General features: G+C 60.2%; 15 protein-coding genes. 5 read left to right on the forward strand and 10 right to left on the reverse strand.

The window, feature by feature from the left end:
- The first annotated feature begins 24 nt into the window (after positions 1–24).
- Together HUV26_RS03925 and HUV26_RS03930 are read left to right on the forward strand one after the other, a co-directional pair.
- Positions 25–1,281, forward strand: a complete 1,257-nt coding sequence (locus tag HUV26_RS03925; protein ID WP_174408796.1) for an HD domain-containing phosphohydrolase — start codon at positions 25–27, stop codon at positions 1,279–1,281.
- A gap of 35 nt (positions 1,282–1,316) precedes the next feature.
- On the forward strand, positions 1,317–2,174 hold the full coding sequence (locus HUV26_RS03930) for a 4-hydroxybenzoate octaprenyltransferase (protein ID WP_174408797.1): 858 nt from the start codon (positions 1,317–1,319) through the stop codon (positions 2,172–2,174).
- Between the two features lie 92 nt (positions 2,175–2,266).
- Here HUV26_RS03930 and HUV26_RS03935 read toward each other — a convergent pair whose 3' ends face one another.
- From HUV26_RS03935 to HUV26_RS03975, 9 genes are all read right to left on the reverse strand, one after another.
- Positions 2,267–3,643, reverse strand: a complete 1,377-nt coding sequence (locus tag HUV26_RS03935) for an iron-sulfur cluster carrier protein MrpORP (protein WP_174408798.1) — start codon at positions 3,641–3,643, stop codon at positions 2,267–2,269.
- Positions 3,644–3,933: 290 nt separating this feature from the next.
- Complete coding sequence (locus tag HUV26_RS03940) at positions 3,934–4,812, reverse strand: ATP-binding protein (RefSeq protein ID WP_174408799.1); 879 nt, start codon at positions 4,810–4,812, stop codon at positions 3,934–3,936.
- Positions 4,805–5,962, reverse strand: coding sequence for a nucleotide-binding protein (locus tag HUV26_RS03945; protein WP_174408800.1), 1,158 nt, complete (start codon positions 5,960–5,962; stop codon positions 4,805–4,807). Before HUV26_RS03945 ends, HUV26_RS03940 begins: the two co-directional genes overlap by 8 nt.
- 246 nt (positions 5,963–6,208) lie before the next feature.
- A complete protein-coding gene (locus HUV26_RS03950; protein WP_174408801.1) occupies positions 6,209–6,511 on the reverse strand; it encodes a hypothetical protein in 303 nt (100 codons plus the stop codon).
- A 51-nt stretch (positions 6,512–6,562) separates the two neighbouring features.
- Entirely contained in the window at positions 6,563–6,922 is a 360-nt protein-coding gene (locus HUV26_RS03955) for a NifB/NifX family molybdenum-iron cluster-binding protein (RefSeq protein WP_174408802.1), read from the reverse strand.
- Positions 6,919–7,419: a hypothetical protein gene (locus tag HUV26_RS03960; RefSeq protein ID WP_174408803.1), complete on the reverse strand. Its 501-nt coding sequence runs from the start codon at positions 7,417–7,419 to the stop codon at positions 6,919–6,921. Before HUV26_RS03960 ends, HUV26_RS03955 begins: the two co-directional genes overlap by 4 nt.
- A 356-nt stretch (positions 7,420–7,775) precedes the next feature.
- Positions 7,776–9,218 carry a sigma-54 interaction domain-containing protein gene (locus tag HUV26_RS03965; protein WP_174408804.1) on the reverse strand — a complete coding sequence of 481 codons (1,443 nt, stop codon included), beginning with the start codon at positions 9,216–9,218 and terminating at the stop codon, positions 7,776–7,778.
- Positions 9,219–9,261: 43 nt separating this feature from the next.
- Positions 9,262–9,918, reverse strand: a complete 657-nt coding sequence (gene hypB, locus HUV26_RS03970) for a hydrogenase nickel incorporation protein HypB (RefSeq protein WP_174408805.1) — start codon at positions 9,916–9,918, stop codon at positions 9,262–9,264.
- A gap of 12 nt (positions 9,919–9,930) precedes the next feature.
- A complete protein-coding gene (locus HUV26_RS03975; RefSeq protein WP_308483145.1) occupies positions 9,931–10,275 on the reverse strand; it encodes a hydrogenase maturation nickel metallochaperone HypA/HybF in 345 nt (114 codons plus the stop codon).
- A gap of 355 nt (positions 10,276–10,630) precedes the next feature.
- Between HUV26_RS03975 and HUV26_RS03980 the strand changes: the two genes are divergently transcribed.
- Genes HUV26_RS03980 through HUV26_RS03990 form a run of 3 tightly spaced genes read left to right on the forward strand, consistent with a single transcriptional unit; the run spans position 10,631 to position 13,198 of the window.
- Positions 10,631–11,419: a tetratricopeptide repeat protein gene (locus tag HUV26_RS03980; protein WP_174408807.1), complete on the forward strand. Its 789-nt coding sequence runs from the start codon at positions 10,631–10,633 to the stop codon at positions 11,417–11,419.
- A gap of 38 nt (positions 11,420–11,457) precedes the next feature.
- Positions 11,458–12,288 carry a tetratricopeptide repeat protein gene (locus HUV26_RS03985; protein WP_174408808.1) on the forward strand — a complete coding sequence of 277 codons (831 nt, stop codon included), beginning with the start codon at positions 11,458–11,460 and terminating at the stop codon, positions 12,286–12,288.
- Positions 12,289–12,346: 58 nt separating this feature from the next.
- Entirely contained in the window at positions 12,347–13,198 is an 852-nt protein-coding gene (locus tag HUV26_RS03990) for an AMIN domain-containing protein (protein WP_174408809.1), read from the forward strand.
- Between the two features lie 94 nt (positions 13,199–13,292).
- Here the strand turns inward: HUV26_RS03990 and HUV26_RS03995 are convergent, their stop codons facing one another.
- The gene (locus HUV26_RS03995) at positions 13,293–13,493 is read right to left on the reverse strand and encodes a heavy-metal-associated domain-containing protein (RefSeq protein WP_174408810.1); all 201 of its coding nucleotides are present in this window, start codon (positions 13,491–13,493) and stop codon (positions 13,293–13,295) included.
- Between the last annotated feature and the right edge of the window lie 304 nt (positions 13,494–13,797).

A 13,797-nucleotide genomic window follows, 5' to 3' on the forward strand; every position in this document is an offset into this window, starting at 1 on the left:
ATGAACACACACTGGGATTGAGACATGCAAGTCAGGCTTATTGATCTTATGGGCGTGCTATCGCGCGCGCTGGACCTTGTTTCCCGTATGCTGGGCAACCACCACGTGCATGTGGGGTTTCTTGCCGCCCGGTTCGCGGGCAGGCTGGGCATGGATGCCGCCACACAGCGCGATGTGCTGCTGGCGGGCATGGTGCACGATGCCGGGGCCATTGCCCTGCACACCGCCCTGGAATCTCTTGCCTTTGAACGGGACCTGTATACGCATGCCCGTGCGGGCCAGCTATTGCTGGACAACTGCCCGGGATTTGAAGGGGTCTCGTGGATGGTTGGGGAGCACCACACCCCGTGGGATGTGCTCCGCGAAAGGGATTCCGGCTCGCTGGGTCTGGGGGCGAACATCATCAATGCGGCGGATTTTGTGGATGTGCGGCTGCGGCGGCACAAGCCCTATGCCGTGCAGTTTGCCGACGTGGCTGCATCTGCAAAGCGTGAGGCGGGCAGGCTGCTTAACCCGGATTGCGTGGAGGTGTTCCGCGAACTGGTAGCGGAACATGGCGCCCTTGACGGTCTTTACGCACCCGCCAGCCATCTGTACACGGATGCAGAGGAGCGGATGGAGCAGGAGTATCTGGGCTGCGAAGACGTGGTGCGCCTCTGTTCACCCTTTGCGCAGGTCATCGATTTTCGCAGTCGGTTCACAGCAACGCATTCACGCGGGGTGGCGGTGGTAGCTGAGGATCTTGCCCGTGCCGTGGATTTTTCGCTGACCGAGCAGCGAACCATGCATGTGGCCGGGTTGCTGCATGACATAGGCAAGCTGGCTGTTCCGGGGAGCATATTGGAAAAGCCGTCGGCACTGGAGGATGCGGAGTTCGCTGTTATGCGCGAGCACGCCCGGATAAGCGGTGAGATTTTGGGCAACGTTGCGGGACTGGAACTGGTTTGCCAGTGGGCCGGGCAGCACCATGAACGTCTGGACGGCACTGGGTACCCGTTCGGCCTGCGGGGCGAGGCTATTTCCCTTGGGGCGCGGATTATACAGGTGGCGGACGTGTTTACCGCCATTACCGAAGACAGGCCCTACCGCGAAGGCATGCGGCCGGAGGCGGCAGCGGCGTTGCTGCGCAGACAGGCGGATGCACGCGTGCTGGACCCGGAAATTGTCTGCCTGCTGCTGGAACGCATGGACGACCTGAACTGCGCGCGCGAGCGTGAACAGCAGAAGGCCAGAGATGAATTTGAGCGCTTTTCAGGCGGGTTGCGGAACCTGCGGCATTAGCGGCGTGTAACCTGTAGCTTTTTTTCCGGAGCGTCATGAATCCCTTTGCAAATTTTGGTGCGGTGTGCCGCATGATCAAGATAGAACACTCGGTGTTTGCCCTGCCGTTCGCCTATCTGGGCGCGTTTATTGCCGCAGGGGGCTGGCCCGGATTGCTGCCTCTTCTTCTGCTCACCGTTGCCATGGTGGGCGTGCGGTCATTTGCCATGGCTTTCAACCGTGTGGTGGACCTGCCCTTTGATTCCCGCAACCCGCGCACGCAGCAGCGACCGCTGGTGACGGGCGAGATATCGCCCGCGCAGACGTGGGCCTTCATATGTGTGATGGCAACGGTGTTTGTGCTCGCCTGCTGGGGACTCAACCCGTTGAGCCTTGCCCTTGCCCCCGTGGCCCTGGCCGTATCTGCCGTGTACAGCCTGCTCAAGCGGTTTACGTGGATCTGCCATTTCTGGCTTGGCGGAGTGCTTGGGCTTTCACCCCTTGCGGGGTGGATTGCGGTGGACCCTCAGTTCACCGTGCCCGCCGTGCTCTTTTTCTGGGGGATTGTATTCTGGGTGGCCGGATTCGATATCATTTACTCGTGTCAGGATACGGAGTTTGACGCTTCCGCCGGATTGCATTCCGTGCCGGTGCGCTTCGGCATTCCGGCGGCGCTTATCATCTCCTCGTTCTGCCATGTGGTCACGTCTGTGATGTTTCTCATGGGCGGGTGGGCGGCAGGGCTTTCTTGGCCCTATTATCTTGTGTGGGCTGCTGTTTCCGGCGTGCTGTACTGGGAGCACTCCATTATTTCCGCAGAGGATATGAGCCGGGTGAACATGGCGTTCTTTACCCTGAACGGCTATATTTCCGTGGCGCTGTTTGCCGGTGTGCTGCTGGGCGTTTTTCTTTGATGCCCCGCCGGGCGGAGAGACCATGATATGCATTACGCCCCTGCGGAATACCGGTTCCGCAGGGGCTTTGTGTTTTGTCCGGACAGGCGGGATTAATGGTCGCAGGTATTGGCTCCCGCCGGGAGGGTGCCCTGCATGTAGCGGCTGACAACCTCTGAGGGGCCAATGCCTGTTCCGTTGTCGGAACGGGCACCGCAGATGACGGTGATGTTCTTCTCGTTGAACAGGGTCTGCGCCTTCTGCCCCATGCCGCCGGCGATGACCAGCCGCACGCCGAGCCGTTCCACAAAGGCGGGCATGACGCTGGGTTCATGGGGTGGCGGGGTGACCAGTTCGCTGGACAGGATTTCTTTGGTGTCGAAGTTGGCGGTTACCACCGCAAGCTGTTCGCAGTGTCCGAAGTGCTGGGTGAGCTGGCCCTTGGCAAGGGGCACCGCCACCTTGACAATCCCCGTTTCCGCCGGGGCGGGAGCAAATCCGGCAGGGGCGGCCACAGCTGCCTGTGCCGGGTCCTGCGGGTCGGGAAGCAGCAGGATGGGCTTGAGAATTTTTTGAATGGCCTTGGCGGTGGGGCTGTCTGTCTGCACCTTGAGGAAGCAGTATCCTTCGTCACCGGAGCGGACCACTTCCGGGTCCAGAGGGATTTCGCCAAGGAAGCGGACGCCGGTTTCCTGCGCAAGGCGCATGCCGCCGCCCTTGCCGAAGATGTTTTCCACATGTCCGCACTGTGAGCAGACGATGCCGCTCATGTTCTCCACTATGCCGAGCACGGAGTTGCCCACATCGCCCACGAAAGTGACGGAACGGCGGACATCGTCCACGGCGACACCCTGCGGGGTGGTGACGATTACCGCTTTGGCGTCCGCTCCCAGCATTTGCAGAACGGAGAGAGGCTCATCGCCGGTGCCGGGCGGGCAGTCCACGATCATGTAATCCAGATCTCCCCATGCGACATCTGCCAGCAACTGCTGGATGAAGCCCTGTTTGACGGGGCCGCGCCAGATGACCGGCTGGTAGGGATTGGGCAGCAGAAAGCCCAGCGACATGACCGAGAGGTTTTCGCTCCACGGTACCGGTTCTATATGGTTGGCGTCTATGTGCACCTTCGCGTCGCGCAAACTGAGCAGGCGGGGGATGCTGGGGCCGTGCACGTCTACATCCAGCAGGCCCACTTTTTTACCTGCGAGGGAAAGGCCCACGGCAATGTTGGTGGCCACGGTGCTTTTGCCCACGCCGCCCTTGCCGGACATGACGACGATTTTGTGCTTCACACGGCGCAGGGTGCGGTTCATGCGATCCTGTTCAGGGCTGATTTCCTGATGATGCCCGCCGCATCCGCTGCCGCACCCGCCGTGGTTCCCGCCCTGTCCGCCGTTACGGGACGGGGTGGTTTCGCCCGAGCAATCTCCTCCCGAGCAATCTCCTCCGGCGCAGTCCGAATTTGTGCAGCCACATGCTTTTTCGCTCATGATCGGTATCTCCTTGCAGTGTGTGTTCCGGTTGCCTGTGGGCGTTGCCCGGTGCCGGTCCTGTTCCGGTCCTGTTCCGATCCTGTTTCGGCACGGAAGGGGCTTGGTGCCGGGCAGGTTCTGTCCGGGCGTTGCAGCCAGTTCTGAAGCCGCTCTGCAGCCGTTTGGGCGCTGCTCTTTCTTCCGTATGCGGGAAGATGCAGGGCGGGTGCGGACTGTACGGACTGTACGGGTCGGGCGGACCATGCCGGGACACAGTATGATGTTGTCGGTTGCAGTCTTGTCTGTCGTTACATGCGGGCGAGCAGGGTTTCCCATAGCTGCTCAAACCGGGGTTTCCACGCATCGGGTCTGTATTCGGTAACCGCAAGCCCCAGCAACTGTGCCTGCGTGAAATCTTCTGTCCAGCCGAATTCGCCTGCCACAGGCAGGTTGTTCTCCGCGCACCATGCGCGCATTTCGTCCGCCAGAGCGGGGTGGATGTCTGCCTTGTTCAGCAGCAGCGCGGCAGGAACCCGGAAGTGCCGGGTAAGCTCCACAATCCGTTGCAAATCGTGCAGGGCGGAACGGGTTGGTTCCGATACTAAAAGGGCCATGCGCGTGTTTGTCAAGGAAGCGATGACCGGACATCCTATGCCGGGCGGGCCATCGGTGAGAATAACATCCAGACCCTGTTCCCGTGCCGTGTCCCCTGAGACGGTGCGCACGGTGGTGACCAGCTTGCCGGAGTTTTCTTCCGCTATGCCAAGTGCCGCATGAATCATGGTGCCGAAGCGGGTTTCGGAGCGGAACCACTGGCCGCAGAGCCGCTCCTGCATGCGGATGGCCCCTGCCGGACAGACATAGGCGCACATGCCGCATCCCTCGCAGTATTCGGGCCGCAGGCGGATATCTTCGGTTATGGCGTTAAAGTGGCATTTTTCATGGCAGATACCGCACTGTGTGCACTGGTCCGGGTCCAGAACAGCCCGCTGGCCACTGTGGAATGGGTGTGCCTGTGTTGTTCCGGGGACAACTCCCTGTGCCTGAGGGAGGGCAATAAGATGCAGGTCTGCGGCATCTACATCGCAGTCTGCCACAACCTTGGCGGGGCCGGTGGCGGCAAGTCCCGCCGTGATGGATGTTTTGCCCGTGCCGCCCTTGCCGCTGATGACAAGCAGTTCACGCATGATGCGCCTCCGATGCGGATTGAAGTGCCGCAGCATGCCTGGCAGCCTTGGTGTCAGTTTCGGTGTCAGGTCTGGCGTTAGTTTTGACGCCATGTATGGTCGTCGAGAGTGCGGAAGCTTTGGCGGATGCGGCTTCCCCGGTGGTTTCCGCTTCCGTTGTGTTCCGTCCCTGCGTCACAATCTGATGCAGGCGTTCCCACAGGGCGGCATACGCATCGCGCATCTGCGGCAGGGCGTTTATAAGCAGTTGTCCTTCTGCACAGACGGTGGCGGCCTGCTGGCTATGCGGAATGCGGGCCAGCACGGGTATGGCCTGTGCTGCGAGCCATTCATCTACCCGGTTGTCTCCCATGCCGCTACGGTTAATGACCACGCCGAACGGTTGCTTGAGGGTGCGTAGCGTTTCAACGGCCAGTTGCAGGTCGTGCAGGCCGAAAGGAGTGGGTTCCGTGACCAGAATGGTGTAGTCGGCACCATCCATGGAAGTGATGACCGGGCAGGAGGTGCCGGGAGGACAATCGCGCAGCACGATTTCTTCGTTTCTTCGCGGAACAGATACGCGTATGCGCTCTGCCTGTCCTGCATGCACGCCCATATCAAGCTGATCAAGCTGTTCAAGCTGTCCAAAGAGTTCGCGGATGAGCGGCGGTGACATGGCTTCTCCCACGCGCAGGCTGCCGGTGAGCAGACGCAGGGCCGGGGTGTCAGCCGTGTGGCTGTTTTGCGGGGAAATCGATTCCGCCCGAACAGCATCCATTTGGACAGTACCCATTTGGACTGTGCCTATGACCCGTGTGCTTTCCGTTATGGCTCCTGCCGGGCAGGCTTCCATGCACAGACCGCAGCCGTGGCACAGTTCGGGGAATTCCATGATCTCCCCCATCCAGATAAGGGCTTTGAACCGGCATTCCGTAACGCATATGCGGCAGGTTTCACCGATGCAGCGGCTACTGTCCACGGCGGGTACGGGGGCGTGGGCGGTGCGTGTCCATGCCCATTGCGGTTGGAAGAAGAGGTGCGCGTTGGGTTCTTCCACGTCGCAGTCCACGAGTGTGACGGGGAAGCCGCTGCGGGAGAGGTGGGCGGCAAGATTGACGGAGAGGGTGGTTTTTCCCGTTCCGCCCTTGCCGCTGGCTATGGCTATATGCATGCGATATCCTGTACAAATAGAATGTTTGTGCCGGGTTTGTTCTTGGGGCATGCTACCCCTGCATATCCCGGAGCGGCCTGCCGGCCTGCATGTGGGAGGAGTCGCCGGACCCGCTCCGGGATTGTGGTCGGCACGGTCGCAGGCAGGCGGACAGGCGTGCACTGCGTAACCCAACCGTGTGGAGTCGGCTGGGGACCGGGTTATCCGTGCCGTTGCAGCCTTGCGAAGTTGACCGTTGGCAGCCGTCTATTCTTCGGGCCGTTCGGGGGCGGTGCCGACACGCCTGCGGCAACTGCCGTCGCGCAGTCGCAGCCCTCTTCCGAAGCCGCCCCGTGTCATGCCAGCTGCCTGCGCGGGAGCGGCATCGTCCGTCGCGGGGTTTTCCATCAAAACATCGCTGCCAAATCTGTTGTTGCGGCGTAGCCGGTTTTCCTGCCCGTCTTCAGTCAGGTCGCCGCGATAGCGGCCTTTGCCGCACTGGTTGCCCCGCTCGTAGCCCGCTGTTTCGAAGCGTCTGCCGTGGCCGTTTCCGTGTCTTCCTGCGTTCATGGGTACCTCCCTTATCGTTGGTGAATTGGTACAGTCCCGCCTGCGTATCCGCTACCAATGGCCCTGCTTGTCGGCGTCCTGCGCGGGGATAAGCTCGCCTCTCGTGAAAGCGGCATAGGCGGCTTCCACGGTGGGGAGCTCTGTATAGTATACCGTAATATTGCCCTTGCTGAGGGCCGCGAAGGCCTTGGGGCCCACATGGCCGGTTATCACGGCCTCGACTCCGGCATCCTTTACATGCATGGCTGCCTGAATTCCCGCGCCCTGAGGCAGATTGAGGTTTTGGGCGTTGTCACGGTATTCGTGCGCGCCTGTCTGACCGTCCATTATGACGAATCCTGCGGCGCGGCCAAATCGCGGGTCCAGCGGACTTTGCAGGCTGCTCCCCTGTGCGCTGATGGCTATTTTCATTGTTTTGCTCCTTCTGTTGCAGTTTGTTGCGCCATTCTTTGTCTGCGGGGATGGGATTGCGGGCAACCGGGCCCAGGGCCGTTGCTTCCACTTTTTCCAATGTTCCCATTCCGGCCCGCGTCCTGCCCCCGTGCTGTGGGGCAGGCATCCCGCCTGCCGTTTCCATTGTTGCGGCATCCCGGCATGCGCAGAGATTCCAGCTGGTTCAGGCACAGCGCGTTCAATATTTCATCTGTTGTGCCGCAGACCCATGGCTCAACCTCCATTCCCGTCTGTTGCAGGCTGCGCCGGTCGCAGCCGCACAGGGCACCGCAGACGAGCAGAGAGACGCAGTGGCGGGTCAGAATGTCATTGCGTTCCGCTGGTGCCAGATGGGTTATGGGCAGGGTAGCCAGATGGCAAACCTGCATGTCCTGCACTTGATACAGGGCGTAGGTGTCGGCAGAGTCGAACACTGCCGCGAGTCGGTTATTGAACATGGCGAGACAGACAATCATGGCTACCTGCGGTCTTGCGTTCAACGTTGCGCAGGCCCTATGCCTGCTGCCGCGGACGCTCCCGACCGGTGTGGCTAGAGAAGCAGATAGCGTGCCATATAGGAATAGTGTTTTATGCCAGTATGTTGAGACGAGAGAAGGGAGGCGTGGTAGCGAGGGAGGGTGTGAGTAGGCTATTTTTTAGCCCGTTTTGGATGGCCGGAAGTGCCTATGGGCTAAAAGTTAGCCATTAGCCCAGAGCTTAGAAAGGGGTTGGAAAGAGCCTGAAATGAGGCTGCAACGGAGCTGTTAAGACGCCGGTTGAATCCTGTGCCCACAGTGGGGCAGGCGGTGGCGGCGGGTGGGTGCGGGAAGAATCACTCTGCGCTCTCTTCGGCATCCGGGCAGCGGCGGAGGATGTTGCGCAGCGTATCTTTGGTGATGCCGAGCTCGCGGCACGCAGCCATACGTTTGCCCTTGTTGCGCTTAAGCGCTGCCTTAACCGCGAGGCACTTAGCCTGCTCCATGGTCATGGGAGGCAGGGGAGCCGTTGTTGTTTCGGCGGGGGCGGAGTCGGTGGCGTGACGGGCGGGGGAGGCCGGATTCCGGGAATTTTTCATAGCCCGTCTGCCTGATGTGCTGTCCGCGGGGTGAAACTCCCCGGCTGCGGGTTGCAGAGATTCCGGCAGGTGTTCCAGCTGGATGAAGCCGGAGCCGCAGAGAATGAAGGCGAACTCGATGATGTTTTCAAGCTCCCGTACATTGCCGGGAAAATTGTGGCGCATGAACACGGCCATAACGTCTTCAGAAACGCCTTGTATGGACTTGTCGCGCAGCGTGTTCAGCTTGCGGATGAAATGGTCTGTAAGCAGAGGGATGTCGCTCAGGCGTTCCCGCAAGGGGGGAAGGTGCAGCCGGGCGACGTTCAGGCGGTAGAAGAGGTCCTGCCGGAACCGTCCTTCACGCACGCGTTCTTCAAGCTCCGCGTTGGTGGCGGCAATGATGCGGGCGTTTGTCTGCTCCGGGGCAACGCCCCCCAGCGGTTCGTAGGTGCGTTCCTGCAGCACCCGCAGCAGTTTGACCTGCACGGCGTGAGGAATGTCGCCGATTTCGTCCAGAAAGATGGTTCCGCCCTGTGCGAGCTTGAAGCGGCCGGGTTTGTCGCGCTTGGCATCAGTGAAGGCTCCCGCCTTGTACCCGAAAAGCTCTGATTCCAGAAGTGATTCCGGCAGCGCGCCGCAGTTAAGGGCCACAAAAGGTGCATCGGCGCGGGTGCTCAGATTGTGGATGGCGTGGGCTATGCGCTCCTTGCCGGTTCCGCTTTCGCCGGTGATGAGCACGGTGGAGTCGCTCTGGGCTATCTGCGGCAGTATGGAGAATATGCGGGTAAGGGCAGGGCTTTTGCCGATGATGTCTTCGAAGGTGTAGGAGGATTCCACCTCCTTGCGCAGCATGATGATATCCGTGAGGTCGCGGAAGGTCTCCACACCGCCGATGAGTTCGCCGCGTGCATCGCGCAGGGGAGAGGCGCTTATGGAAACAGGAACCCGGGTGCCGTCTGCCCGGACAATGAAGATGGACTTGCCGCTTATGTTCAGGGACTGCTCTATGCACTCTTCCAGCGCGCAGTTGCCGTCGCACAGGCTGGAGCGGAAGACCTGCCAGCACTTGCGCCCTATGGCTTCGGATGCCGGAATGCCCGTAATCTGCTCAGCCGCCTTGTTGAAAAAGGTGACGTTCCAGTCCCTGTCCACGGTGAAAATGCCGTCCGCAATGGATTGCATGACGGTTTCGCAGGGGATGTGACCGGGCAGCGGCATGGTCGGCTCCGGGGGCACCGCGTCTGTCATGGGCGGCAGGTGCCTATTGTTTTTTGGACTTCACGGCGGCGCGCAGCCAGTTGTACCAGTCCTCCAGCCCTTCGCCGGTGCGGCAGGAGGTAAGGAAGATGGGCATGTCCTTGTTCAGGTGCGTGGCAAACCGCTTGGCCCGGTCCACGTCAAAGTCCACGTAGGGCAGCAGGTCGCTCTTGTTGAGCACCATGGCGGCGGATTTTTCGAACAGTACGGGGTATTTTTCCGGCTTGTCATCGCCTTCCGGCACGCTGAGCAGGGCAATTTTGTGGTCTTCTCCGCAGTCGAATTCCACGGGGCAGACAAGGTTGCCCACGTTTTCCACGAACAGGATGTCGATTTCCGCAAGGGAAAAGTTTTCTATGGCGGCAAGGATCATGGCGCTGTTCAGGTGGCAGCCGCCGTCGGTGTTGATCTGCACGGCCTTGGCACCTGTGGCGGCTACGCGGCGGGCATCGTTGTCTGTCTGGCAGTCGCCCTCGATGACGGCCATGGAAAATTCGTTTTTCAGGTCGGTGAGGGTGCGCTCCAGCAGCGATGTCTTGCCCGCGCCGGGGGAGCTGATGAGGTTAAGCACCAGAATGGAGTGCCGGGCGAAGAGGTCTCTGAGCTGTCCGGCCACTTTTTCGTTGGCTTCGAAAATATTGCGTACAACAGGTATTTCCATGGAGCGACTCCGTTATTCGGCTTCCAGATGGTCGAGATAAATTTCCTTGCCGGAAAGCACCTCATGGGCAAACTCCCTGCCGCAGGAGGGGCAAGGCATGTAGAACAGGTCCGGATGCTCAGGGGTGAACTGGGTGCCACAGCCGCCGCAGGCCACGGTGACGGAAATTTCTTTCAGTTCAAGCTCGGCACCGGCCATGGAGGTTTCCTGCGTTTGCACCTCAAAGGCGAAGCGCAGGGCTTCCGGCACGATGTTGGTGAGCTTGCCGTGGCATACGCGTGCAGAAACAAGGCGCGTTGCACCGTGCTTTGCAAGCTCTTCTTTGATTATTTCTATGAGGCTGGATGCGATTGCCATTTCATGCATGCCCGGAACGTACTGGAAAAAGAAACGTCCGTCCAGAGGGTTAGCGGGAGAAGGGAGAAAGAGGCTGCATTGCCTTCGGCTTGTCCGTTACGGGGGGACAGCCGGAGATGCCCAGTTACCTTCGCCGTTGCCGTTCTTGGCGGGAACGGGCGGAGGAAATGGCTATGGGCCGGCAGGGGCTGGCAGGGCGGCGCAGGGATGTGACGCCGGACGTGGTCTGAGACCGGAACGGCGGACAGAGGAATTTGCATCCGGCGGACTCTATGATATAGGGGACAGGACGCGTAGCGGGTGCCTGTGTGCATTACGGGCGCGGGTATGAGAAGAGCGAGTCTGCGGGGGGCGTATGACGTTTGAAGGAAGAAGTGGAGTTTTCTCCACAAAGGGAAACAGTTGGATAGGGTCCGGAACGACCAAACGCAAGGTGGTTTCGCGGCGCTTCTGGTTCTGCTTTGAAATGCCGGGAGGCGGTGCATGGAAGGTGCAGCCCCTGACCAGCAATCTGGTTCCTGTGGGAACGCCGCGGCAGGTGGAAGCGCAGGAGTTTGCCGCCTCCTACAAGCATGAGCCTGATTTTTATGTTGATCCGAACAGGATTATATCGCTTATGCCGGAAGAGGACCGCCCCCAGGCGGCAGGACGGCCCGAGCCGGTTGCCGGAGCGGAAAGCGATATCGATGCGGAAAGGCGTATCAACGCAGAAGCGCAGGCTGCCATGCGGCTGCGCGAGGTGGAACGGCTTGAAAACGAGGCCCGTGCAGACTACGGCATGGGGTTGACGTTTTTCAGGGCGGGGAATACCCGCAAGGCCATGGAGATTTTTTCTTCCATTGCGGAGCGTGATATTGCATGGCAGCCGGAGCACAAGCACATGTTCTGCGAATTCGGCACCGGGTTGCGCAAGACGCGGCTTTTGGATGTGGCGCTGAAGCATTATTTCAAGGCGTTGGAGATGGCGCCTGAAGATGAGCACCTGCATCACAATATTGCACGCGTGTATTATGAACAGAATAAATACGACAATTGCAGGCAGTGGCTCGAGAAGTCGCTGGAAATAAACCCGGAACTTACGCCCTCCCAGCAGTTTCTGAGCTTTCTCAGAAAAACGGGCAAGCTGCCTTCTCCCAGAGTGTAGGCGGGCATTGCGCGGGTAGCGCGGACGGAGACAGTGCCTTGGATATAGATACCTTTCGCGGTGTGCACTCCACGCGGGAAGCCGACCGCACCACGAAGCCCCACGGAGGCGCAGTAACCCGTAAGCGGTATTGGCTTGTGTGGGACGAGATGGCCGAATCCGGCACGGTGACGGTGCAGCCGCTCTCTGCCGCTCTTGAGCCTGCGGGTGCCAAGCGTATCATCACGCGGGAGGAGTTTACGGCTCAGTATACGCCGGAACCGGGTATGGTGCCCTCGCTTGCGCGGACGCAGGATGCCGATGCCGGGGCGCGGGAACCCGCCAAGGGGCAGGCGGTGTCACGTTCCGAGCACAGGCAGACCATTGCACTGGACGACCTCGATTTTCTGGACCGCGAAGCGGAGATGGGTCTTGCCGCTCCCACCGCTGCCGGGGAGCGGCCACCTTTGGACGGCCCCTCCGAGGAGAAGGAGCGGGAGATGCGTGCCGACTTTGGCATGGGGCTTGTCTATCTGAAGCAGGGAGACAGCCGGAAGGCATTGCGGATATTTGAAAAACTTTTGGAAGAGCGGGAGCTTGTGCCCGGCCACAAGCACATGTTCACGGATTTTGGAATCAGCCTGCGCAAGAGCAGCCTGCTTGAGATGGCGCTTAAACACCATCTCAAGGTAGTGGAACTGAGCGGGGAGGATGATCACGCCCATCACAATGTGGCGCGGATCTATTTTGAGCTGGGCGACGAGAGCAGCGCCGTGCGCTATCTGAAGAAATCGCTTGAACTGAATCCTGAGCTTTCATGCTCCGAGCGTTTTATGCGGTTTATCCGCAAAAAGCGCGGCGGCGGTGGTCCCATAAAGCTGGATATGTAGAACCTGTAAAGCCGTATGCGCCGACAGCGTGCCGGCCTTTTGCCGCAACGAGGAATAAATGAACAAGAATGTCGCCATGCTTCTCCTTTCTGTGGTGTTGCTGGCCATGATTCTGATCGTGATCAACCAGTGGGCGTTCAGCCCGACGCAGCCGCCTCAGAGCGGTGCTGATTTTTCTGATATCCTGAAGAAGTCGCCGGTGGTGAAAGTGCCGGATGACGCCCCCGGGGTGCGGGTGGCTGTGCCGGAAGGGGGCATGCAGGGCGGTAATGCTTCGGCTGCGGCCTTGTCGGCTCAAGGCCTTGCGGGCGCGGCAGGTGGAATGGGGCAGGAGGCACCGGGTATGTCTGAGGTGCCGCGCGAATCAGCTGCCTTGTCCGCAGCGCAGGACGGGGCCGTAACTGCCTCCCCCGGTATTTCCGGAGGGGCAGGCACTTCCGTGTCTCCCGCTGTTCCGGCAACTTCCGGTACAGGAGAAGCCGCAGGGGGTGTGGTGGCAAAGAAGCCGGAAAGCAAACCGCAGCAGCCTGAACAGAAGGTGGCTCCCAAGCCCGCAGTGAAACCTGCTGACCCCACGCCGGCAGCGCAGGCTCAGGTAAAGACTTTGGCGGTGAATGAACTGCAGGCAGTGAGCTTCAGTGCCGCCGGTGTGCTGGAGGTGCGTGCCGCAGGTGCCTTTGGCTACAAGGTGTTCCGGCTTAAGCAGCCGGAGCGTATTGTGGTGGATATTACCGGCAACTTCGGCAAGCTGGTTAACCCCGTGGTGAAGCCCAATTCCATGATAACGGGGGTGCGTGTTGCCAAGCACGAAAACAGTGTGCGTATTGTCATGGACATAGCCGGGCACAACGAGCGGACATGGACAGCCGCACAGCCTGCGGGTAACAGGCTGGCCGTGACGCTCAAATAGCGGGCGGCTTACAGAATGCAAAAAAGCGAGGGGATGGCCCCTCGCTTTTTTTTGCTGAACAGTGTGCCAAGTGGGGGCGGCTGCCCGCCGCGCCTTAATCCGGCACTTCAAAGCCGATGTTGATTATGGCTTCACGGACTTTGGCCTTGTCCACAGGGGCGTTTTCAGTCCATGACGCTTCGCCTTTGAGCAGGTCCACATTCACGGAGGCAACTCCAGGAACCTTGGAGACAGCCTCTGTCACGGATGCCTTGCAGTGGTTGCAGGTCATGCCTTGTACGTTAATGGAGGGCATAGCGGTTCTCCGTCTGTTGCGGCAACTGCGGCGGAGTGCATATTGGCGGGAATTTTCGCGTAAACGCTCCGGGCGGTTGTCTTGTTGCGTATATTCCTTATTGTAGGTCGTACAAACTGATTACGCAAGCAGCGGAGAGCAACCGGAGGCCCTGCAGCACCTTGCAGCACCGCAGGAATATATCGGAGGACATTCCATGACTGATGCATCCCGTCCCCACTCCCCATCGCAAACGGCTGATGCCGCCACTGAAGCGGAAGGTTCTTCCGCGGCTTCCTCCACGCCTTCAGCCACTCCTGTTGCA

The organism is Desulfovibrio psychrotolerans (assembly GCF_013340305.1).
Taxonomy (GTDB): Bacteria; Desulfobacterota; Desulfovibrionia; order Desulfovibrionales; family Desulfovibrionaceae; genus Halodesulfovibrio; species Halodesulfovibrio psychrotolerans.

Excerpts from the sequence above, each read along its gene's own strand:
- HUV26_RS03925 (WP_174408796.1), top strand. The coding sequence starts at position 25 with ATGCAAGTCAGGCTTATTGATCTTATGGGCGTGCTATCGCGCGCGCTG.
- HUV26_RS03930 (WP_174408797.1), top strand. The coding sequence starts at position 1,317 with ATGAATCCCTTTGCAAATTTTGGTGCGGTGTGCCGCATGATCAAGATA.
- HUV26_RS03935 (WP_174408798.1), bottom strand. The coding sequence starts at position 3,643 with ATGAGCGAAAAAGCATGTGGCTGCACAAATTCGGACTGCGCCGGAGGA.
- HUV26_RS03940 (WP_174408799.1), bottom strand. The coding sequence starts at position 4,812 with ATGCGTGAACTGCTTGTCATCAGCGGCAAGGGCGGCACGGGCAAAACA.
- HUV26_RS03945 (WP_174408800.1), bottom strand. The coding sequence starts at position 5,962 with ATGCATATAGCCATAGCCAGCGGCAAGGGCGGAACGGGAAAAACCACC.
- HUV26_RS03950 (WP_174408801.1), bottom strand. The coding sequence starts at position 6,511 with ATGAACGCAGGAAGACACGGAAACGGCCACGGCAGACGCTTCGAAACA.
- HUV26_RS03955 (WP_174408802.1), bottom strand. The coding sequence starts at position 6,922 with ATGAAAATAGCCATCAGCGCACAGGGGAGCAGCCTGCAAAGTCCGCTG.
- HUV26_RS03960 (WP_174408803.1), bottom strand. The coding sequence starts at position 7,419 with ATGATTGTCTGTCTCGCCATGTTCAATAACCGACTCGCGGCAGTGTTC.
- HUV26_RS03965 (WP_174408804.1), bottom strand. The coding sequence starts at position 9,218 with ATGCCGCTGCCCGGTCACATCCCCTGCGAAACCGTCATGCAATCCATT.
- hypB (WP_174408805.1), bottom strand. The coding sequence starts at position 9,918 with ATGGAAATACCTGTTGTACGCAATATTTTCGAAGCCAACGAAAAAGTG.
- HUV26_RS03975 (WP_308483145.1), bottom strand. The coding sequence starts at position 10,275 with ATGGCAATCGCATCCAGCCTCATAGAAATAATCAAAGAAGAGCTTGCA.
- HUV26_RS03980 (WP_174408807.1), top strand. The coding sequence starts at position 10,631 with ATGACGTTTGAAGGAAGAAGTGGAGTTTTCTCCACAAAGGGAAACAGT.
- HUV26_RS03990 (WP_174408809.1), top strand. The coding sequence starts at position 12,347 with ATGAACAAGAATGTCGCCATGCTTCTCCTTTCTGTGGTGTTGCTGGCC.
- HUV26_RS03995 (WP_174408810.1), bottom strand. The coding sequence starts at position 13,493 with ATGCCCTCCATTAACGTACAAGGCATGACCTGCAACCACTGCAAGGCA.